This window comes from Rhizobium mongolense subsp. loessense (assembly GCF_900099775.1).
In the GTDB taxonomy this organism is placed as follows: domain Bacteria; phylum Pseudomonadota; class Alphaproteobacteria; order Rhizobiales; family Rhizobiaceae; genus Rhizobium; species Rhizobium loessense.
Genome location: NZ_FMTM01000012.1, coordinates 40886 through 63222 on the forward strand (window position 1 = coordinate 40886; position 22337 = coordinate 63222).

The following is a 22337-nucleotide window of genomic DNA, read 5'->3' on the forward strand; positions in this document are numbered from 1 at the left end:
TATCCAATGGCACGTAAAGATGTTTTCGCAAACATAACGTCGTCGGCGAATTCGGGCACCGAGCGGCGGGCAACGCCCGGCTATGCGACGCACGGGGCTTCCCGTTCGATGATTAGCTCGTTGAGTGAGCTACGTGAAAAAGTCGCGCAGGCCGAACAGCAGATTTCTGGCGAGGCGATCATCGACCTTGATCCTGAGCTTCTGGACTCGTCATTCGTCGCCGATCGGATTGGAGCAGACGATCTTGCTTACGGCGAGCTTCTTGAGGGTATCCGCGAGCGGGGACAGGACACACCGATAATGGTGCGCCCTCACCCAACAGCCGACGGTCGGTATCAGATTGTCTTTGGGCATCGCCGGGCGCGCGCAGCAAAGGAACTCGGCCGCCCAGTCCGCGCTGTTGTAAAACCGATGTCCGACGCTGATCATATCATTGCTCAGGGACAGGAAAACTCAGCCCGTGAGAACCTTTCTTTCATAGAGCGTGCGATGTTCGCACAAAAGCTACTCGAGCTCTCGCACGAGAAACCGGTAATTCAGGTGGCGCTGTCCGTTGACGCGCCAATGTTGACGCGAATGCTGTCGGTGTCGAGCCGTGTTCCAGCGGATATCGCAAACGCGATCGGACCAGCAAAGTCTGTTGGTCGAAATCGGTGGACCGAATTTGCCCAGTTGATCGAGAGGCCTTCATCGCTCGAACTTGCGCGAACGTTCATTAGTCATGCGACTTTCTCCTCGCTGGAGTCCGATACGCGATTCGAGCGGCTTTTGGCCGAAATCAAGAATGCCTCAAAGCCTGCAAAGCGCCCCAGCAACGCTAGCGAATGGCGTGCCGAGGACTCAAGCGTCCGTGCGGAATTCAAAGGTAGCGGGAAGAGCTACTCGATAGCCCTCAAAGCGAACGACGCCGCCAGGTTTGGAAGATTCATAACCGAAAACCTTGACCGCCTACATCAAGAGTTTCTGTCATCAACCAAAGCAGAGGGAAAATAGCGGCAAAAGAAAAAGGCCCCCAAACGTCGCCGTCGTGGAAGCCTTCCTCATGTCTAAGCAGCCTGAGAATCGCATTTCCATGAATCGCAGTCAAGAGTCTTTGGCGCCGGTTTGGTGAGCGGATTTCCTTTGCCTTTCGAAAGGTGAGAGGAAAATGCAAACAGGAAATGTAACGACGCCGTTCGGTCGGCGGCCGATGACGCTTGCCTTGGTGAAAGGTCAACTCGCAACGGCGAATATCAAGGCAGGGAAGACTGTCGACAAGTGGAAGGTTTATCGTAGCGCCTGCGAGGCGAGAGCGTTGCTCGGCCTGCGAGATCGTGCGCTTGCCGTCCTTAACGCGCTGCTGAGCTTCTATCCCGAACAGGAACTGAGCGAAGACCGCAATCTTGTAGTTTTTCCATCGAATGCGCAGTTGGCCATTCGCTCCAATGGAATTGCAGGAACGACCTTGCGGGAGAATCTGGCACTCTTGGTTGATGCAGGACTGATTCATCGTAACGATAGTCCCAACGGTAAACGTTACGCCCGTAAAGGCCATGACGGTGAGATTGAAACAGCGTACGGCTTTAGCCTCGCGCCGCTTCTTGCGCGCTCGGAAGAGCTTGCTCTGATGGCTCACCAGGTCGCGGAAGATAGCCGCCAGCGCCGAATTATAAAGGAACGCATTACGATCGCGCGGCGCAACGTACGTAAGCTCATCACGGCTGCTGTAGACGAGGGCGCCCCCGGGAACTGGCAGGCAGTAGAGAGCGCTCTTGTCGCGGCTATCGCACGCGTGAAACTCGCCAAAACAACCTCGGCCTTGGAAGCTTGCCTGGATGAGCTCAACCTTCTCAACGAAGAAGCCGTCAACATGCTGGAAACCCAGCTAAAATCGCAAAAATCCGACACCAATGATAGCGAAATCCGTCATCACATACAGAATTCAAATACCAAATTCCATATTGAATCTGAACCTAGCTCTGAAGAGGAGCAGGGCGAACCGGTGGTGGCTAAACCGAAGCACAGTGCCGAGCCGGTAAAGGCGTTTCCGTTGGGTATGGTTTTGAGGGCATGCCCGCGAATTTCCGACTACGCGGTTGGGGGGGCGATTTCGCATTGGCGCGAGCTGATGGCCGCGGCGGTGGTCGTCCGCACCATGCTCGGGGTAAGTCCGTCAGCTTATCAGGACGCGTGCGAGATTATGGGGCCGGAGAATGCGGCGGTGGCTATGGCTTGCGTTCTTGAACGAGCCGGACAAATCACGTCGCCGGGCGGTTATCTGCGAGATCTGACGAGGCGCACGGAGGAAGGCAAGTTTTCGCTTGGTCCGATGTTGATGGCCCTGCTTAGGGCGCATGAGCCTCAACGGCGGCAATTGGCGTGACACGCTCACTTGGCATAGCGGGCGCCTACGTGGCGAGGATGCTCGATCGACCCTTGGCGCGAAATTGTCAGCGGTACAGATGGCGTTTTTTTGCAATAGAAACAGGATGATGAGCTTTGTTTTATTTGCTTTGCTTGTGAGTGAAATCTCACTTAGCGGCCGGTATTTCCTCTCTAATAAATGTCTGTACGAGGCGTCCGATCAAAATCGCATTCCCGAGGTCAGTTGGTATCGTGGGATAAATATCGTCGACGGGCCCTGCGGGATCGTGGAGAAATTTTGGGAGGAATGACCCAACCCGCTGTTGGGCGTCGCTCAGCTCTCTGTAGCGTTCAAATTGCTGATTGCCTAACGCAGATGATGCTAGCTCTCCGAGCCGTCTATACTCCAGAGCGTCGTCGGGGTTAAACGCTGCCGAAGAGACGTAAAGGGGCATTCTGTGTGCTGCAGGATTTCGGCGCTCCTTCACTTCCTTCTCCCAGCCAGCGAAAGAGAGTATTTCCCTGATTATAGAAGACAGAGCTGGGTCTTTTGCTAGTGTGGGTTTGAACAGACCGATTTCCATTTTGTTGGCGGCAAGCGTTTTCTGGCTCCCAAACTGATGCGTGAGTGTCCACGCATAGTTGTCCATTAAGCCTAGTAGATCGATGTAGATCGAATTGAGATAGCGCGAAACATCGTCGGATTGCTCAAACACCAGCGGCACGCTACGGTTCGGTGGCACCAAGGCTTGGAAGTGCCGAAATGACGTTGAAATCATCCGCAACCTCCGCAAAACGCCATAGCGAAGATGAGATTCAGCCTCGGGTGATAACGGGAAAGACGTCAACAGTGCCGCATCGGTTATTACCTCGTTGAGCGCATTGTTGATGCCATACACGTGGCTTTGTTGAGCTTCCTTGAGGAAGAAGTCGTTATTCTCCTCATTAACTTCACTTAAAAAGGGCGCTGCGTACTGCTGGTAATAAGATTTATAATCGACATCGGCAAAGCCGTGAGTGTTGAACGGCATTCTGCTTAATCTCCTATCCATCGCTGGGGTTGGAAACCTAGCGCTCAGCCAACTTAGAAACGCACCGCGTCAAAGTTGTCTTTCGCGATCGGTATAGGCATATGCCTCCTCGATAAGTATGACTTTGACAAGGGCACTATCGCAGCGGGGACCGATGGATCACGGCTTTAACACAAGGCATTTTGCGCTTCTTGCGGAACTGAGCGGTCAGGTGCGGCGAGACGGAGATGTTCGCCAAGATGCTGCATACGCCGAACTTGTTGATGCCTATGAAGCAACAGCCGAGTGGGCGCGTGCTTTGCAGCGCAAGTTGTTTCCTGAAGGCTTTGTTCGCAAACTTTCAAAGCCGACTGATCAATGGCGACAGAAATTCAAACCCTATACCTGGACCCGGATTTATCCGCGGCAGAACGCCACAAGACATCTCGCTTACACGGTAGGAATAGATGCCGACGGGTTCTGCGTAAAAATTGATACAGTGAGCGCTCCAGACCCCGTTCGCTCCATCTACGATCAGCTAAGTCGCTACGATCATCGTCTCTCCCCATTCGCCAGTATCGCACCACCACAGATAGGCCTGTCCTGGACGCTTGATCAGTTGGTCGATTGGAGCATAGAGGCCATCGGCCTTTTCGAACCTGGTTACGACGAGATTGCACGCAGACTGGGCCTCGGCTCCGGAGCATTGCATCTGGTGACGGACAAGGAAGTGTCTCGCGTGGCCTTCGACTATTGGCGTAGTTTACTCCTTGAGAACGCGGATGTCTCAGGACCAGTTCGACGCTTAGCCCAACAAGACGTTTGGTTCACTGAACGAGACGGAGAGGGTGGCGTCGAAATAAAGGCTGGCCTTGATCCCCTTGGCAACGAGTGGGCAGTGGAGCTCAATGCTCCACCGGAGCCAGGAAACTACAACCGACTGACGGCGATGGCGATAGACGAGACCGGTGGGCTGCATCTGTTGCGCCAAGGTTGGCTGCGAGGAAGGCGCCCCGCAGCCGATATTCGCGTCCCAGAGTTCGTCTCATCGACTGGCCTGCAACCTGTATCGGTTGTTGCGGAAGGAAAAGCAGCCGAGCGGAGTTGGTTTCTCGTTGCCGATCTCAGCGATGCGCCGGAGCGTATTCGTCGGACAACTGCGGCCTTCGTTGAACTGTGTTGGGCGGCCCGTACACCGGTTCAAACCCAAGCTGAAGTAGCGGGAGCAAGCGCAAGCATTGGAGGGGGGGAGAGTGATCGACCCTATCTGTTGCCTGCTCGACCAGCCTTGGATCCGCGGATCGTTGAACAGCTGCATGGTAAGGTATGGCAAACCCTCGCCACTGCTCTATCGGCGAAAAAAGTCGTCTATCGGAAATGGCGCCGAGCGGGCGGCTTCTCGATCGATATGGAGGTCGCCCGTGAGAACGGGCCGCCCTTGCTCATTGAAATCAAGACTGGATGCAGCACGTCTGATGTGCATACCGCGGTCGGTCAGCTGATGCTGTACCGAGAGCTTTTCCCAAACCTGTCGGGTCACAAGCCTGTGCTCTTGATCGACGCAACACTGTCCGGCGCCATTGCCGCGGCGGTCGCAGCCCTCAATATCGAGATTCACCAATATCAATGGACAGGCGAGGGTGATTCCAGATCTCCTATTTTTTCGGAAGCATTTTGCGACCTATGCGGACTCGCCCAAATACGCGAAGTTGGAGCGTGAACGCGGCCACCAGCATGCTCGCTTAAGTAAGTAATCAGGGATTAGCGGGCTGGCGACAATCACTCGAGGCTCTGTTGGTCGATGAGCTGAGGGCCGGCAGGCGAAGTTTACTTAGTGAAGCCTTCAAGTTGGCGTCGGCTGCCCTACGGCGAGCGTTCGGGAAAATGGCGCCGAAAGGTCTTCGCATAGAAGCTGTTTGATGCCCAGATATCGGCTGATTTGCTGAACCGTGGTTTTCGAATTGCTTTATTCATTCTAGCTCAACCCTAGGGAGGTTAAAAGCGAGCGGATAATTGGGCTTATAGACGGATAGTGGTAGTGAACGAGTTCATTGATCTAAAAATTTCAGAGTATTTCTCAAGAGAATATCGGTCGGTTAGCAAGGACGAAGGCAAGGCGAAGATTGCTATTCGGCAGACGCTGACAATCCTGGTCAATACCGCCAACAACGTCATTCGGATGGCTAGAGACAACGATGGAATTGAAATTAAATTCATCATTGATACTGCCGGCGAGCCTTTAAAACCCGCTACCTCTCACAAGACGACGTGGGGATATGATGCAGGAATCGAGATCGGGTTTATTCACCTCCTGTACAATAAGGTGGAGCACGTCGCCAAGGAACATGGAAGAGCGTACGATCCAGTTGCATTTGTCATAATGGCATGTCTGACGGCTATCGGGCACGAATTCGCACATTCTCTTAAAGGCCACTTCGCGCGGGCGGCAACTGCTTTGGGCGAGAGGGTCGCGCCACTAGAAGAAAACGAAGCCGACCGCAGAGGAGGCGAGGGTTCCCTAGCCGGTCTTTTGAACCGCAAAAACTGTGAGCTGCTGGCGCAATATACACGGGTCAGCCAACCGAACGATATTGTTGAAGCTGCTTTTGTCGGCCACTGGTTGTTAGCTGCTACAATTGCGGACTATGAGCGAGACGAAAAGCTGTATGCACCGGCGGAGCAACGCGCCGCGATGTTCAATATTGGATTCATTAAAGCGTCGTTGAGCGTCAAACACTTGAAACCGCATGACACGTTTCTGAGCTTTCTCGAAGCACGGGAGATCGCACGCAAAATTTCAAAGGAGCTGTTTGGCAGTTCTGTAGAAAGAGGCGGTTTACCAGGTCTGGAGGATGCCATTAAGGGTTTTGCCCCCGATATTATTGAACGAATACAGGCTCGGTCTGTCGAAACCTACGCTGCGTCCCCATTCAACCGGGCGTCTACAGATCAAGGTCCAGGAGAGGCTCACTGTATTAGGGTTCAGGAGCCGTCGCCCCCGTTGAATAAAAGGTCCCGTGGCTTTTGGAAACTGTTGCAATGGCGGCCAAGGCCCCGTTGAGGTCAAGTCACAACGCCTACGCGGCTGAGCGCTAGAGAAATGCTTAGCCTGCGTTGTTCAAATCATCCGGGCGGCTCGGCCACTTCGTCGGGTCGCATTGTTATAGTAGCTCGACGCCTGCTGCACCGATCGGTGGCGCGATTGATCCATCGCCTCGGCCAGTGGAATTGCACGATTTGCGGCTTCCGTTAGGTAGCCTGACCGTAGCCCATGGGCCGAAAACTCCCCGCTGTCCAACCCGGCCATCTCGACCCGCTGCTTGAGGATCGCATTGACCGACTGCGGATCGAGTGCCCGTCTCGAAACGGTGCCCCATCTTCCGATCCCTCGGAACACACTGCCCTTGTCGATCTTTGCGACCGCCAGCCAGGCGTTCAGCGCCTCGACAGGCCGGCCTGTGAGATAGACGACATCGTCCTGCTCGCCGGTCGTCGTTTTGGTTCGACCAAGATGGATGGCAAGTGAGGGGAGGGGAGGACCGTCGGTCACCTCGATCGGTGGCTCGACTGTCAGCTGCTCGACGCGTAGCCCGGCGATCTCGCTGCGTCGACGGCCGCCGGAAGCAAAGGCGACCATCAGGATTGCCTTGTCGCGTAGATCGCGCAGGCTGTCTGCCTCGCACGTCGCCAGCAGCTTTGCCAGAACGTCGCCAGTGACGGCCTTTGCGCTCTTGCGCGCACGGGTTCGCGGAACGGCGCGCACGGCCAGACGAATGGCTGACTTAAGAGCAGGGGAGGCGAAGGCACCCGAAAGGCCGCGCCACTTAGTCAATGTTGACCAGCTGGCCAGCCGGCGTCGCACCGTGTCAGGCGCGTGCGGGCCGACGGATTTCAGGAAACCCTGACGCCTTAGATTTTTGTCGACATCATCAGGCATGCCGTGGTTGGGGTCACTCGCGCGCTTTTCCGGATCCCACAGATGATGGGCGACGAATTTGAGCAGCAACGCCTCGGGCGCCGGCCAGGGCAGGGACTGTCCGGTGGCAGCGAGACCCCAGGCCTCGAGATAGGCAAGATCAGACGTCAGGGCCCTTAGCGTATTGTCGCCCATGCCCTGATTAACGAGATGCCGCAGCGTCTCGATGTCATCATCGGTCAACAGCTCGGCAAGCTCGTCGCGGCGTTCGAGCGGCAAAACGGACGCGATGGTATCGAGCTCTTCGGCGCGCCGCTCGACGGACGTGTGTGATGTCTTCGCTTTCGTCACGAGAGGCTCCAGAATCGCGGGTTTCGGCGGCCGCTGGCACCGTGATTTGCCCCGATTTTCGTCGATTTACGCCGCGAAATCAACTACCATCGATAAGAGGTAGTTATCGATGGTTAGAACACTAGCTGACAATCATACCATGTGAGGAACCGTAATATCACAGTAGCGTTCGTATAAGAATTCATTTACCATGATTTCAATGGCTTACGATCTCGCGAAAATCAGCATGACAGCCCTAATGCGGCCGGTTTTCGACGCCGGCGTCGCGCTGACCCGTCTCGACGAGCGCATCGGCCGCTCGCCGGTCGGCGCCGGCTGGATCGAGCGGCAAAATTTCGCCGATGCCTGCGCCTCGCTCTGGATCGACGGCGAACTCGTCCATCTCGAAGACCTCGTCCTCCACGACGCCTTTCGCGATACCCGCGCCCCCACCCACGAACTCACCATCGCCCGCGACGTGCTGCGAACCCGCCGACGGATTTCCGGGCGGTCGCCGGATTGGGCACTGTCTCACGAGGGTATCCGGATTTTGCGACAAACGTCGGACATAGGTACGGCCGACGCCGATGCGGCGGAGCCGGCCAGGGTAAAGCGGATCGCGGCCGCCAAAGATCTGGAGGGGGAGGGGGATGACGACTATGATGGCGTTAGTCTCCCGGGTGTCGATCTCGCGGACATAGATGCGGTGCTGGCTCGTTCGAAAGCGGCTCTCGAGGAGGCCACACGGCCCGGCCGCGCCGACGGCAGCCGCGCATCGGCTAGCCGATCCGAAAAGGATCCGATGATTTATGATCTCGACTGGGACGAGGATGCCCGGCTCGACGAATGGCGCGTCGTTTTCCGGCAGACCGAACATCTGCCGGCAGTGCTGCAGGCGATTATTGCCCTCGATGCCTGGAACGAGCTTTCCGTGCTTCAGCATGCGCCTTGGCTCGGCCGGCTGCTTGCGGCGTCGCTTCTACGGGAAGCCGGCATCACCACGGGGGTACATCTCGCAGCGATCAATCTCGGCCTCAAAACCATCCCCGTTGATCAGCGCCGGCATCGTGATCGGGAAACCCGGCTGCTCGCCATCGCCCACGGCTTTTTGGCGGCCGCCGAGATCGGCATGAAAGAGCATGATCGGCTGACGCTAGCGAAGACGATGATGGACCGAAAGCTGGAGGGGCGACGCACCTCCTCGAAGTTGCCGGAACTCATTGAACTGGTGATGGCGAAGCCATTGGTGTCGGCCGGGATGGTGACCAAGACGCTCGACGTCACGCCGCAGGCGGCGCGTCGAATTGTTTCGGAGCTCGGCCTCAGGGAGATGACGGGCAGGGGGAGGTTTCGGGCGTGGGGGATTCTGTGATCCAGCACGAACTGTAGAGTAATTTTTATCATATGGCGCTCGGCAGATGCGTTGCCGAGTTTTCCTGCCGATCTGAAATCACGAGAGTGCTGAAGGCAATGGCTGCTAATGCATCGGATAATCGCTTTTGAAAACATCAAAGTAATCTCTTGACCTGTGAGTAAATAGATCCTGTGTAATATCGCTGGGTTGCATCCCGACTGATTTGAATATCAACTGCTGGTAACGTCGATTCGATAGTGGATGGATCGGACCTGACGCTTGAAACGAAGGGCGTAGCAGCACCGAAGCGTACCAACAGGGTCAAGGATTTTGTCCGAAGGCTGGGGCGAGCGACTAAATAGGCATTTTGAAGAACTGCGCGACACTCGTGCGCGGTCTGGCGCGCCAGTTTTTGCTCTTGAGCATGGTCTGGACGTCAACGAATTCGAGCAACTAAAAGCATATCTTCAGTGCCAACTTTACGATGGAGCTGCATTTCTGCCTGACTGGCTCCTATGGGTCGTCTACGGTGCTGAACTAGGCTACAATTTCAATGGCCAGGACTATTGGACCAGTTTTGAGAAGCAGACGCCTCTTTGGTCTTTCCGCTATAACCGTCGCTGGCTTCGCGATGCATTTAAACGGTTTCACAGACGCTATCGAGGTTTCGTTCCACAAGGAGCCTGGGCCAGGCAGTTTTCAATCATTGCGTGGCCTATTGCCCATGCGATCCTACCGCAAGACCTGCAAACACAGTTGGCTCAGACCCTCTATCAACTGAGCTTTGGAATCGCGGCTCGTCTGGATGAGGGGTCCGTGGCGATTGGGAAGTATATCAGCGGGCGAGGAAACGGCAGTTCGCGCTTCCGAAATTTCTTGCAACAGGAGGAAATGGTTGGACGTATCGCAATGGCATTGCTTGGCGGCTCGAAATTGGAGCCGGACGAGGCCATACTTCCTCCGACGCTCGCGCGTATCGTCCGCGATCTTGAGAAAGGCCAAAGTGCGAGAGCTTGGCTGGGAGACGCACGCCGCGTCGTCGAACGCGCCCGGATAAAAGGCGTCGGCCATTATGGGGTATGGAACGAGCATTCTGGCGGTACCCCTACGAGCGGTTCGAGAGAGGCCGATCCCTATCTGCGACCTTCGATAGTCCTGCAGCGGGGAGAATGCGGCCAATGGATCGTAATTGCGCGATTTCCCTCGTATCGTGCGCTTGCCAACCTATCGGTCGACATTGAGCGCTTTTTAAAAGTCACGCGCTGCAGGATACAGGGGGCAGACGGGTTCCGGCCCGCGGGCTGGCTTCTGTCGGATGATCAACAAAGGGTGTTGAACTCGTGGCCGGATACCAGTCGACCGTTCGTTCAGTTTGAAAAATCAAACGCAACGATTGAGGCGCTGCTGGTATCCCACGGACGCTTCTCGCAGGGACCTCGTTGGCTCTTCGAGATCGGGCTCGACGGAAAGGCTCGCGAGGTTCCTACACTTCGGATTCAGCCGGGCGGACGTTATATATTGGTTTCGCGGCATCGCGAAGCGGTCGGGCCATTCGCTGCTTCTATCCAATTGCAGTGTCTGAATTGCCATGCCGCCCTAATTGACGTGCCGGCTCATATTTCCGACGACGAATTTCGTGCTTTGCGAATGGCCGGCCTTCAGGTTGTGCGATCCATCTCGATCTGGCCGTCTGGCCTGCCACCACGCCGTTGGGATGGACATAGCCGTGCGGACTGGTTTGTCGGAGAAACGCCGACATTTGGAATTGGGGCCGACCATAATGTCCATAGCCTTGTTGTTTCAGTCGACAGGGAGGACTTCGCAACATTTCCTCAACTCGCAGCGGGTACCCCGATCTTTTTATCCCTACCAGGTCTTTCACAGGGCGTTCATCGGGTCGATGTAGACGCGAAGGTGACAAGCTTCAGCGGCGAGATTGTTTCTTCGAAAGCAAGCATCGACGTGAGCCTTGAGGTGCCCCAACCATGGACAGCGGGAGCCACAAACTTCAGGGGACTCGTACCTTCAGTCGATCCTCCAGACCCAAGCCTCGACGACTTTTTTGAGGGCCGTATCAGCCTAAGCATACTCGGTCCGGTTTCGCATCCCATTTCGGTGTTGATAGAACTGTTTGATGCGGGTCACGCGGATCTTGCTACTGAAACCGTCATGGAGGCCAGTCTGCCCTGCGATGAACACGTGTGGCGCCGCCATAGCACGCAATTCATCAGAAGATCCGCTTCACCCTGGGCCTATCTCTCGGCTGCGAGCGCAAACCTCGTTGTCGTCAGCGAGGAGCTTGGAACGTATCGTATCCCACTGCGGCGCGACGTGAGACCCATCCGCCTCGTTTGGCACAGCAATGGTCGCTCTACGCAGGTACGCCTCATCGATGATCATGGCGGACGGGCGCCGGTATCCTTGGACTTTTCTCCTTTTACGTCACCCTGCACACCGTATTCGCTGCAGTCAAATGAACTAGCAGATGGTTTTCAGCCCCCCGCAAGTGGCGGGTTGTTTTGGCTTCAGTATGGGGAAGGAAGCGAAGGTCTGGTGGTAAGCATGCCCCTCGTTGCTAGTTTATCGGATCTTGCTCCTGAACCACCCGAAAGTTCGTTTCCCAGCGGTCCAGACGCCTTGCAACTGACGCAGACGAATTTGTTGCGATGGCAAAAGGCATCACTCGCAGGTCCGCTGGCAGATGTTCGCCGCGACCTCATCGTCAAAAATCTTGAGCGGCATATGTTTCGACTTCTCTGCGGCGACTCCTGGTTTCAAGCGGAGAAAATTTATGATCGGTCGGCAAAGACGGCGGATGATCTGCGAACACTGGCGCTAAACATTGAAGCAAAATCAGCTTTCTCTGTCCTGATGAGTCGAGATTTTGAAGCGTTTCGTTCGATGGATGTCTTAACGCAGATCGACCGGGTCGTTGAGATGGCGAAGAGATATCGTATATGCGACGAAGCAACGGCCCGGGCTGTCTTAACAGCTTGTCTAAGTGAGAACTTCGCCGAGCCTACACAATTCGGTACACTTAGTTCGCTCAGCAAAAATGCACGACAAATCTTACGCGCGGCGCGTCTCTTATCTTACGCCCAGGTTCCGACCGACCGGCAGAATTCAGTGAAGGCTGCTTCATGATTTCGCTTGTCTCGGCCCCAGACGTACTCACCGCAGCACATCGTTTCCTGGGCGTTTTCGATGACGGCACGACCAGCGAATCCTACCTTGCCGCTGTCTTGAGGCGATTGGCGGGAGCAACATGTCCATGTTCTCCCAAGACCCTCGTAAGGGCCATGACGGAAGCCCATCGTGGATTGGTGTCGAATCCTGATAGCTTTCTGCAGCAGGTCGAAGAAACGATTGACGCTCTCGTGGCCATCGGCGACCTTCTCGAATTGAATGATGTCACTGCGGTCGACGAAAACATTAAAGGGACTTGGTTATTCGCTGCTCCGCCCGGGTTCGTTATCCATCTCGGCGATGCTGCGAACATCATCGGATTGACCCCAGATGAGCAAACTCCGCTTCCGGCCGCGGTGCGCGATCGGGTTGTAATCCGAGGTGTATCCAGAAAGATCTATCCGACGGAAGGTGAGGATCTACGCGCTCTGCTTAACGCGCTTGGTCTCAGGGAAGTTTCGAGTGCGAGTTGGCTCCGGCATCCCAAAAATCTCTCTTCGAAAGAGCTTGTCGACCGTGCAGATCTAAGACTCACAAGCTCCGGTAGCGGTGTGGATCTGGAAGACTTGCGCGTCTTTAATCACAACTCCGAACGTGCCGGCTACAGGGTTCGCTGGGAGAACGCGAAAGGGAAATCTGGCCGTTTTGTAATCCGCCGTGCTCAGGCTTACGGCGCCGATCGATGGGGTTATGCAGAACTTGCCAACGGTGACGTCATAAAGCTTCTTGAGTTTCCTGAACCTGAGGAACGTTGGCGGGGTTGTGATATCGCTTGGAGATTGATGTTGGCGCTGCAATCCCTGCAAGGGAGGCCAGTCACATATCGAGTAAGCATCCGAGATGATATGGCCGGTTTCGATCTATTCCATCCGATTCCAGACTGGGCCACACGAGCGCTCATTTTTGCGGGGCAGAAAGTTCCGGCGCGATCCTGTCTCCTTTCATTCGACGTCCCGATTTCCGAGATGCCGGCAACCGAGCAATTCCTTGCGACCTTTTTATTCCTGACCCGTGCCGCAAATTGAACTGGTGAACAATGTCCAAGACAATTCAAGAAACAATCGAATCTTTACACGGGTCTTTGAAGGACTACATCGAAGCCACCTACCATATTGGTAATGCCCAACTTATCGCCCAACGCCGTACACTCCTTGAACGCAACGGTGTTACGCATCAGATCCCTTATATGGAATCGACACCTCGATATCAGACCGGCGATCGGTTTGAGGAGATCGCCGGATTGCCCCCCTCAACCCTGTCGGTCCTTAGCGAACTATCGGTCGCTAAGGGCAATCTGCCAAAGCTTCTACACAATCCTGCCTATACACATCAGAAGGAAGCGATCGAAAGCGCCCTGGTCGCCGGCAAAAACCTGGTCATCATGACCGGAACAGGATCCGGCAAAACGGAATCGTTTCTCATGCCTATCCTCGGGAAGCTAGCCAGGGAGGCTGCCGAGCGCCCGGATGCCTTTAAAAACCATCGCGCGATGCGCGCGCTCCTACTCTATCCCATGAACGCTCTCGTCAACGACCAGTTGGGCAGAATGCGGGCAATCTTTGGTGATCCGCGACTAACCGAATTGTTCAACGGCTGGGCCGGGCGCCCGGCGACTTTTGCGCGCTATACAAGTAGGACTCCTTATGCAGGCGTTCGCAACCGAAAAAAGGATCCGCAGAAACTTGCCTCCTTTGAGGAATTCTTCGTGGAGATCGAACGGCAGGCGGCGGATCCCGACGCGGAAAATCATGCGCAAGCGTCGAATCTCAAGGCGCAACTCAAAAAGAAGGGGAAGTGGCCTGCGAAGCCAGATCTAGCTGCTTGGTTCGGAGCGAAGAACGCGCGCTGGTTCGACAAGACGACGGAAGAATTTCTTCGCGCGGTCACATTAGCCGACGACTCCGAGTTGATTACTCGCCACGAAGTTCAGGCCGCGTGCCCAGATCTCCTCGTGACGAACTACTCGATGCTCGAATATATGTTGATGAGGCCGATCGAGCGCTCAATATTTGACGACACGAAAACGTGGCTGGCTGCCAACCCCGATGAGAAAATCACGGTCGTGCTTGATGAGGCTCACCTTTATCGAGGTGCTGCCGGCGCTGAAGTCGGTTTGCTTCTAAGGCGTCTGCGCGATCGCTTGGACATTCCTCAGGAACGCTTTCAAGTCATCTGTGCGACCGCGAGTTTTAATGACGCCAATAAAGCAGGGGAGTTTGGGGCTGCTCTCGCTGGCGTTTCCGCGGAGACCTTCAAAACTGTAACCGGGCAGTTAAAGCTAAAGGCAAACTCGGCCGCGGCAAGCATAGCTGACGAAGCCGTCCTGGCGGCGATTGATCTCGGAAAATTCTACTCCTCAAAAGCTGCCGACCGGCACGAGGCAATTGGTCCATTTCTGACTTACCGCAATATCCAACCAACCGGCGACCTTGAGCGTGACCTGTTTCGGGCTTTGGAATCATACCCTCCGATTGCTCTCCTTATCAACTCGACGATGAAAGCGGCGCAACCGCTGGAAAAGCTTGCTCCGATGCTTTTCCCTGAGGATGAGGCAAATGCCGGCAGCGCGTTGACAGCCCTGTTGGCGCTCGGAAGCGTCGCACGAGAATCTGTTGATGAAGCTGGTTTGCTGCCGTGCCGCATCCACAATTTCTATCGCGGTTTGCCGGGATTGTGGGTCTGCATGGATGCCGATTGCAGCGAAGTTCAGGCTGACGAGAAGTCGGGCATATGCGGCAAGATGTTCGGGCAGCCACGCGAACAGTGCAACTGCGGTGCCCGGGTATTGCAGTTCTTTACCTGTCGCAATTGCGGCGCGGCCCACGCTCGCGCGTACACCAATGACGTCGATCAGCCTAATGCGCTTTGGTCCGAGCCTGGGCAGCGCATGAAAATGCATGCAGGGGAGGTGGGCCAGCTTTTCGACCTTGATCTTCTTCTAGAGGAACCACGTCAATCCGGTGTCGCTGAAGTCGCGAGTTATGATCTTTTGACAGGGCAACTCGATCCGGATCTTCCTGGATCGAGGATGAGAAGCGTTTACATTCGGAAAGATCGAACAACACCGGCTACAGACGACGAGGGGCAAAGCGATACACGACTGGAGGCGCGGGGGCAGTTCACGCCATGTGCTGTCTGCGGTGAGACGGCGAGTTTTGGGCGCACTTCAATCCAAGACCACCAAACCAAGGGAGACCAGCCGTTCCAAGCGCTGGTGTCTCGACAGATTCAGGTGCAGCCGCCCGGTACTCAGCCAGCATCCGCGTTTGCGCCTCTACGCGGCCGAAAAGTTCTAGTTTTTTCCGATTCCCGTCAGGTGGCAGCGAGGCTCGCGCCGAACCTTCAAATGTATTCCGTGCGGGACGCTCTGCGTTCTCTGATCGTCTGGGGATTTGGCCGGCTCAATCAGTCGTCCCTGCTGTCCGGCAATCTCAATCTGGAAGATCTTTACCTGGCAGTCACGCTAGCTTCCCGAGCGCTCGGGGTCCGTTTACGGCCAGAAATGCGGAACGGCGAATTCTTTGCTGAGAACCTGGTCGATGATGCCGTTGCCGACGGTGCTCTGGAAAACGAAATGCGGCTCGTCCGTCTTCGTAATGAATTTGTCTACGAAACGCCGCCTAGCGCCTTGCTTGATGATATAATCAAGACCGTCCGGGACAAGCACCTTGGTTTGGAAGCGCTGGCGCTGGCATCGATCAGAGAGGCAGCAAACAAGCAAGCCAGCATCCTTGCGCTGCCTAAAATTCCAGGATTTGCAGAGACAGACAGCGAGAAAATCGCACTCGCGCGTGCTTGGCTGCGCTGCTGGCATCGAGAGGGCTTCTGGCTGAACATGATGCCCCCGGGTTGGTACAATCGCAAAGGAGGCGGGACAAGCGTTCGAAGCAGGAAATCCTCCTTTGCAGCGATGAAGAAAATCATCGGCGATAAAGCCGCCTACAAAATATTTGAGAAGAACTGGGAGCCTCGGCTGCATGCATCGTTCACACAAGACGTCGACAACGGTTTCAAGCGCCTTCTTGGACGGAACCTGGCGCTTGAGCTTGATGGCGATTGGGTGCGTTGCGAGGATTGCCGATCAGTTCACAGGCCAGTGCCGCGGATCCCTCAGTGCCTAGACTGTGGCTCATCTAACATCAAGAAGCTGGACCCGGAACATGACCCGGTCTTCGTCGCCCGAAAAGGATATTACCGAGCGCCTGTCGCAACAGTTCTTGAAGACGCATCAGAGCCGCCAATGGCACTTATCGCAGCCGAGCATACGGCCCAATTGAATGCGCCGCAGAGCGAAGATGTCTTTTCGAAAGCCGAAGAAAACGAGCTTCTGTTTCAAGATGTCGAATTGACGTGGATCGACCGCCCCAAAAAAGTTACGGCGATCGACATCCTTTCGAGCACCACGACTATGGAGGTCGGTATCGACATCGGAGCGTTGTCTGGTGTTGCCCTGCGGAACATGCCGCCAGGTCGTGCGAACTATCAACAGCGTGCCGGCCGCGCCGGCCGTCGTGGAAACGCTGTTGCAACGGTGGTAGCTTTCGGAAGCGCTGACAGCCATGACGAGCACTATTTCAGCGATCCCGAGGCTATGATTGCCGGTCCCGTTGTCGATCCCAAACTGACCTTGGATAACCCAGAGATCGTCAAGCGCCACATCCGCGCGTTTATTATCCAGTCGTATCTCCAAGATCGAATTCCTGCATTCGATCTGGCCGCAAATCCTGACCTTTTTTCGGTTCTCGGATCGGTTCACGCGTTTCACTCTGGCACGGGGACATTGAACCGAAAGGATTTCGGCGACTGGTTAAAAAGCAACACCCAGCGTCTGCGATCGCGGGCATTATCCTGGTTGCCAACTGAGCTCTCTGAGGCCGACCGTGACAAGCTTCTGGAAGCGATGGCTGAGGATTGCCTTCAGGAAATTGATAACGCGCTTACTGCAAGCAGATCTGCGGAGGAAATTACGGCGGACGAAGGCGAAGCCGCAGAGGATGAGGAGACCATCGAAGTTCCTATGGAGGCAGGAGAAGAGTCTCCGCCTCCGCAAGTGGCCGCGGACGGAAAACTGCTCGACCGGCTCCTCTACAAGGGCGTTTTGCCACGATACGCTTTTCCAACCGACGTAGCGACGTTCAGCGTATTCGACGAAGAGCGCTCGAAGTCGTATCGACCGATCATGAAGTTTGCCCCCTCGCAGAGTTTGCCCGTTGCCCTATCCCAATACGCGCCCGGTAAGCAGGTCTGGATTTCCGGCAAGTGCTACACCTCTGGTGCCGTCTACGCGGCTATGCCCCAGGATCGGCGGGATGCTTGGAATAAGCGGCGGCTGTTTATGGAATGCTCGGAATGTAGCTTTGCGGAAACTGTTGAGTTGGACAGCGGCCTTCAGCGCGGCGACAAGCGCGATTGCAGGGCCTGCGGATCCGACGATTGTTTCGGGCCGGCCCATTTTTGGCTGCGGCCGCCGGGATTTGCTCACCCAGTTGACGCCGAAGAGGTCACGTCTCCGGATGACATGCCGGAGACATCTTATGCCACACGCGCCAAACTGACTATGTCAACACCAGGAGACGACGAGCGTTGGCGGGTTGTCAGCGATCGGGTTCGCGTCATGCCGGACAGAAGCCATCTTCTCGTTTCAAACACGGGACCGAAACGCGAGGGATATGACTATTGTACGCACTGCGGGAGAATTGAGAGCCATATCGAAGCAACCGGTACGCTTGGGGGCCCGCATCGAAAGCCATTCCCGGATGAAAAGGAACCGATGTGTGATGGCGCCGGTCTCACCCGTCGGCTTGTGCTTGGAACCGACTTCATCACTGACATTGCCCTGTTCTCGCTGAGGGTAGTTGCACCGCTTAAGCTCAAGCCGGCCCGATTTGAGACGAACGTCGCTTTGCGAACGGCGAGTGAAGCCTTGGCGAAAGCTGCGTGCAACATGCTTGAAATTGAACCCGGCGAGTTGATGGCTGAGTATCGCCCGGCGCTGACACCAGGAGGACGGAGTGGACTCGAAGCTGAGATTTTTCTCTACGACACTCTGCCAGGCGGCGCAGGGTTTGCTTCTCAACTCGCGGAAAAAGGCTTGGAACTCTTTGAAAGAGCTTTGAAGCTTATGAGGGAGTGCCCCGACAACTGTGACTCGTCATGTTATCGGTGTCTGCGGAGCTTCAAGAACAAATTCGAACATTCTCTTCTCGACAGGCACGTCGGCTGTGAACTGCTGGAATACCTCGTTCACGGCCAAATAGTCCCGTTCAACGCGGCGCGGATCAGGAACTCAACAATCGTACTAGGAGACGATCTGAAACGTCAGAGTCCGAGCTACGACGTTCGAATTTTCGAACCAATCGATGTCCCCGGACACGGCTTATTGGAGGTTCCAATTGTCGCGACAGCGATAGATGGCTCTCAGATCATCATCGCCCTATCAGGGGGGTTAACTGATGGACACCCAGCGGACCCTATCATGTCGGCGATCCAACTCGATCCAGACGCGACCCGCGTATATGTCCTCAATGAGCTACTCGTGAGGGGCAATCTTGCGGACGCAACCCGCAAGGTTAAAGCGGAACTAGAGGGTTAACAGGTGATCGAGATTGTTGGCGTGAAGGAAGGGCAGGAATTTGAAGCTGCACTTCATATCAGACGTTTGCTGCTGAACGTTTGGCCGGACTTAGCCCAGAGCAGGCGCGACAAGGTGAAAATTTTCGTCGGCTTTAAGATGTACGGCCAAGCCGTCGAGGATTTAGATCTCGTGGTGGTTGGACTACTGGACGAGCCAAGAGAATTTGCTGTTGAGTTCAAATTTTACCCCAGAGATGGAGAACCATTCCTGCCACGGCAGGCTTGGGTTAAGAACTTCGCCCTTCTCATCGAAGTCAAATCTCATGATGCTGGTGGTGTGCACTTTGATGACAAGGTCGCTTCCGTCCGTTACATGCGCAATGGAACCGCGAAGTGGGAATGTGTTACAGAAAAAAACCGAACGCAAATGTTCGAGTTAAAAAAGTATCTCGCCCGGCACGGCCTTGATCGCATTCATGTGCAGGATTTGGTTCTGTTTACAGGACTTCGTGAGGCTGACTTGCCTGAACGGCCACATAACTGCGTTGCCAATGATGCAAGTTTCGAGCGATACCTAAACGTTCTTGGACAAATTTCCCGGCCACATCGTAGCGGGAATCGCGTGACGCTTTCCTTTGGAGCGGATGAAGCGTTCGAGAGGTTGCTCGCGGGCAAGTTTGGCCTCTTCGAAGCGATTGAGCCAACTCCGCTCGACCGTCGGCGGATGGATATCGTCGCAAAGAAATCCGTGCCCGATGAGTGGCTAGACGATCTCGGCAAGCGTCAAATTATCCTCAGGGGCCGAGGAGGGGTCGGTAAGACAGTCAATCTGCTACAAATGGCTTATCGCTCATATGATCAACGCCAAGAGCGCTCTCTCCTGCTCACATTCAACAAAGCTCTGGTTGCGGACCTCCGAAGAACGATGGCTCTTCTCGGTGTTCCCCGGAGCGTCGAAAACGGCGGGATTGCAATCGAGACCGCTCACGGATTTTTTGGCAGAGTTATGCTGGCGCTCGGTGTGATCTCCGATTACGACGGGTTCCTCGAAAACTTTGAGCTCCATAAGGCCAATCTCATCGAATTCTTAGAATCGGGTGCGATCAGCACGGATGATATCCTTGAGCTCGGACGCGGCTCGCCGGCGGACTTCGATTGGGATCTTATATTCGTTGATGAGGGGCAGGATTGGCCGCAAGACGAAATCGACATCTTGCGACGCATATTTGGGACCGAACGCATCACTGTCTCGGATGGCGTCGATCAGTTCGTGCGTGATGGTGTGGCGGACTGGATCACCGGGATGGCAAAAGGAAGCGTCCAGTCTCGTCGCTTGAAACGCAGTATGCGCATGAAGTCGAACGTCGCGACGTTCGCTAGTGACGTTGCAAACGCTCTCGGAATTCACGACTGGGATGTTGAGCCGAACAGCGATGCTGCAGGCGGACGTGTGATTATCATCGAGGGCGATCTTTATAGTCGACCCCAAATTCTGCACGATTTGGCATCAGAGGCCCTGGCCCTTGGCAATCATCCCGTTGACATGCTGGCGTGCGTACCACCATCCATGGTTCGAACAACCAGCGAAGATGGTCTATGCACAGCCGCCGAGCATTATGTGAAATCTGGCGGCAGAGTTTGGGATGGAACTGCTCGTGACGTGCGAGAGTTTTTCGCAAGCCATCGTGACGAGCTTCGGTTCGTTCAGTATGATTCGTGTCGCGGTCTGGAAGCGTGGACGTCCATAAATTTTGGCCTGGATCAGCTTTGGGACTACAAGTTCAATCAGATGATTTCGTCGGGACGACAAACCGACGATTTGCTAACGAGCCCGGAGGAAAACGCTGCGGCTCATGCTGCCCGGTGGATTATGATCCCGCTGACAAGAGCGATGGACACGATTGTCGTCAATGTGGGGGCGCCGCCGAGTGTGCTAAAATCGGCTCTGATGGTTGTGCACGACAAGCGCCGCGACTTTGTTCAATGGATAGTTCAAGCATGATTTTTCGTTAGAAGGGTGATCGGGCCAAAAAGGTTAAAAATGCCGTCTCCTTCATTAATCAGCTGACAGCGCAGCGTTATCACGTCATTCTAGCCACTCATCGATAAACCGTAAGCGGCGGCGAGGGCAGACATGATTTCGGCGAGCAAGGACATCATTTTACGGCAAGAAGCGTATGCTTTTTCGCACGAGGCGGTTACGCGTCACGGGCTCACCATAGACGAGGCCTTCATCCGGGGGATCAGGCACATCGGCTATCGCAGCAACCTGCATGCCATTGCTGAACTTATCGACAATTCAATTCAGGCCTATGCGCAGCGAATTGATCTCGTCTTCGGATATTCCGACGACGGGTCCGCGAAAAAACCTAATCGGATCGCAATCATAGACGACGGACACGGGATGCCTGCGGCAATGATGCGGCTTGCAATGATGTGGGGAGGAACACATCGGGAGGACGACCGTGAAGGCTTGGGACGCTATGGCTACGGCCTTCCGTGCGCTGCGGTTAGCATTGCGCGATGCTTCAGAATCCTGTCAAAGTTGGACCGTGCGCCAATTTTCGAGGTCTGCCTCGACCTTGATGATCTTGAGCTTGGTTCCTATCGGGCTGCCAATGGCCTGATCAGCCTGCCTGATGCCCAGCCAGCGGAACTTCCTGATTTTGTCTCCCAACATATCCAGCAACACTATCCGCAGGGATGGCGCTCAGGAACAATAGTTGTTCTGGAAAAACTTGATCGCGTGGAGTGGACCACCGCACTGGGAATGCGAACAAACCTCCTTCGCCATCTCGGGGTCACTTATCATAAGATATCAGATTTAGCCGCGCTTTACGTGGATGGAACTCGCGTCCGGCCAGTTGACCCGCTTTTTCTTACGCCTTCCGCTGATTACTTTGGCCTTGACGATGACCGCGCGGTCCCGCTCGAACCGGTAACGCTCTCAATCACAAATCCGGCGTCGGGCCGCGACGGGCTCGTCACGCTGCGTTACTCTTGGCTACCGCCGACATTTGGCGCACTCGACAAAACTCGAGATGCTGTCGGTCTCAACGCCAACCAACGCTTTCCGATCCTGAAAGACTATCATGGTATAATCTTCAGCCGGAACGGTCGGTTGATAGATGTTCAAAATCGGTTGCCATGGACCGTTTTTATCAACAACGATCGATATATTCGTGTTGAGATCGAGTTTTCAGCCACACTTGACGAACTTTTCGGTGTCACAACGTCAAAGCAACAAGTATCAGTTACGGCCATGGTATGGGACGCCCTGCGCCAGGCAGGGATTCACAAGGCTATTGAGCAACTGCGCGGTAAGGTGAAACAGGCAAAGTCGTTCCGTTTCGAGGCGGTGTCCCGAGCGCCAGTGCCTAAGCCCCTAGCGGCGGTCGTTCAAAAGAGATGCCTGACAGAGCAAGCGCCAAAGGCTGCTGCTCCTCTTCATTCTCTGCTCGTAATGGACGGAGTGGGCGGTTTGGCTGCTAATCAAGCGCATCCACTCTTCAATGGATCCGCGGGAGCGATGGCCTGTGCGCATGCCCTGCAGAAACTTGTCAATATGCTTGCCAACCAAGCGAGTTCTACTGGAACGCGAGCCAAGGATGAATATGGTGACTTG

At 55.2% G+C, this 22337-nt stretch carries 11 protein-coding genes and 1 pseudogene; 10 read left to right on the forward strand and 2 right to left on the reverse strand.

Annotated features, from left to right (window positions below; genetic code table 11):
* Positions 1 to 6: 6 nt before the first annotated feature.
* Positions 7 to 993, forward strand: coding sequence for a plasmid partitioning protein RepB (gene repB, locus BLP23_RS27495; RefSeq protein WP_092587906.1), 987 nt, complete (start codon positions 7 to 9; stop codon positions 991 to 993).
* Positions 994 to 1147: 154 nt separating this feature from the next.
* Positions 1148 to 2362, forward strand: a complete 1215-nt coding sequence (gene repC, locus BLP23_RS27500; RefSeq protein ID WP_092587907.1) for a plasmid replication protein RepC — start codon at positions 1148 to 1150, stop codon at positions 2360 to 2362.
* Positions 2363 to 2510: 148 nt separating this feature from the next.
* Here the strand turns inward: repC and BLP23_RS27505 are convergent, their stop codons facing one another.
* On the reverse strand, positions 2511 to 3374 hold the full coding sequence (locus BLP23_RS27505; protein ID WP_092587908.1) for a hypothetical protein: 864 nt from the start codon (positions 3372 to 3374) through the stop codon (positions 2511 to 2513).
* Positions 3375 to 3528: 154 nt separating this feature from the next.
* On the opposite strand from BLP23_RS27505, the gene BLP23_RS27510 reads away from it, so the two are divergent.
* On the forward strand, positions 3529 to 5073 hold the full coding sequence (locus BLP23_RS27510; protein WP_092587909.1) for a hypothetical protein: 1545 nt from the start codon (positions 3529 to 3531) through the stop codon (positions 5071 to 5073).
* Between the two features lie 318 nt (positions 5074 to 5391).
* Positions 5392 to 6414 (forward strand): hypothetical protein, encoded by a 1023-nt coding sequence (locus BLP23_RS27515; RefSeq protein WP_092587910.1) that lies wholly within the window; start codon positions 5392 to 5394, stop codon positions 6412 to 6414.
* Between the two features lie 57 nt (positions 6415 to 6471).
* Here BLP23_RS27515 and BLP23_RS27520 read toward each other — a convergent pair whose 3' ends face one another.
* On the reverse strand, positions 6472 to 7620 hold the full coding sequence (locus BLP23_RS27520) for a site-specific integrase (RefSeq protein WP_092587911.1): 1149 nt from the start codon (positions 7618 to 7620) through the stop codon (positions 6472 to 6474).
* Positions 7621 to 7810: 190 nt separating this feature from the next.
* On the opposite strand from BLP23_RS27520, the gene BLP23_RS27525 reads away from it, so the two are divergent.
* The 6 genes and pseudogenes from BLP23_RS27525 to BLP23_RS35395 form a co-directional block, all read left to right on the forward strand.
* Positions 7811 to 8971, forward strand: a complete 1161-nt coding sequence (locus BLP23_RS27525) for an RHE_PE00001 family protein (RefSeq protein WP_167363998.1) — start codon at positions 7811 to 7813, stop codon at positions 8969 to 8971.
* A 312-nt stretch (positions 8972 to 9283) separates the two neighbouring features.
* Positions 9284 to 12097, forward strand: coding sequence for a hypothetical protein (locus BLP23_RS27530; protein ID WP_092587912.1), 2814 nt, complete (start codon positions 9284 to 9286; stop codon positions 12095 to 12097).
* A 155-nt stretch (positions 12098 to 12252) separates the two neighbouring features.
* The gene (locus tag BLP23_RS27535) at positions 12253 to 13164 is read left to right on the forward strand and encodes a hypothetical protein (RefSeq protein ID WP_139187124.1); all 912 of its coding nucleotides are present in this window, start codon (positions 12253 to 12255) and stop codon (positions 13162 to 13164) included.
* A gap of 11 nt (positions 13165 to 13175) precedes the next feature.
* Positions 13176 to 18731, forward strand: a complete 5556-nt coding sequence (locus tag BLP23_RS27540) for a DUF1998 domain-containing protein (RefSeq protein WP_092587914.1) — start codon at positions 13176 to 13178, stop codon at positions 18729 to 18731.
* A 3-nt stretch (positions 18732 to 18734) separates the two neighbouring features.
* Complete coding sequence (locus BLP23_RS27545; RefSeq protein ID WP_092587915.1) at positions 18735 to 20714, forward strand: DEAD/DEAH box helicase; 1980 nt, start codon at positions 18735 to 18737, stop codon at positions 20712 to 20714.
* A 132-nt stretch (positions 20715 to 20846) separates the two neighbouring features.
* A pseudogene (locus BLP23_RS35395) lies at positions 20847 to 21203 on the forward strand (ATP-binding protein); the annotation flags it as partial.
* Between the last annotated feature and the right edge of the window lie 1134 nt (positions 21204 to 22337).

Excerpts from the sequence above, each read along its gene's own strand:
- BLP23_RS27510 (WP_092587909.1), top strand. The coding sequence starts at position 3,529 with ATGGATCACGGCTTTAACACAAGGCATTTTGCGCTTCTTGCGGAACTG.
- BLP23_RS27540 (WP_092587914.1), top strand. The coding sequence starts at position 13,176 with ATGTCCAAGACAATTCAAGAAACAATCGAATCTTTACACGGGTCTTTG.
- repB (WP_092587906.1), top strand. The coding sequence starts at position 7 with ATGGCACGTAAAGATGTTTTCGCAAACATAACGTCGTCGGCGAATTCG.
- repC (WP_092587907.1), top strand. The coding sequence starts at position 1,148 with ATGCAAACAGGAAATGTAACGACGCCGTTCGGTCGGCGGCCGATGACG.
- BLP23_RS27535 (WP_139187124.1), top strand. The coding sequence starts at position 12,253 with ATGACGGAAGCCCATCGTGGATTGGTGTCGAATCCTGATAGCTTTCTG.
- BLP23_RS27505 (WP_092587908.1), bottom strand. The coding sequence starts at position 3,374 with ATGCCGTTCAACACTCACGGCTTTGCCGATGTCGATTATAAATCTTAT.
- BLP23_RS27525 (WP_167363998.1), top strand. The coding sequence starts at position 7,811 with ATGATTTCAATGGCTTACGATCTCGCGAAAATCAGCATGACAGCCCTA.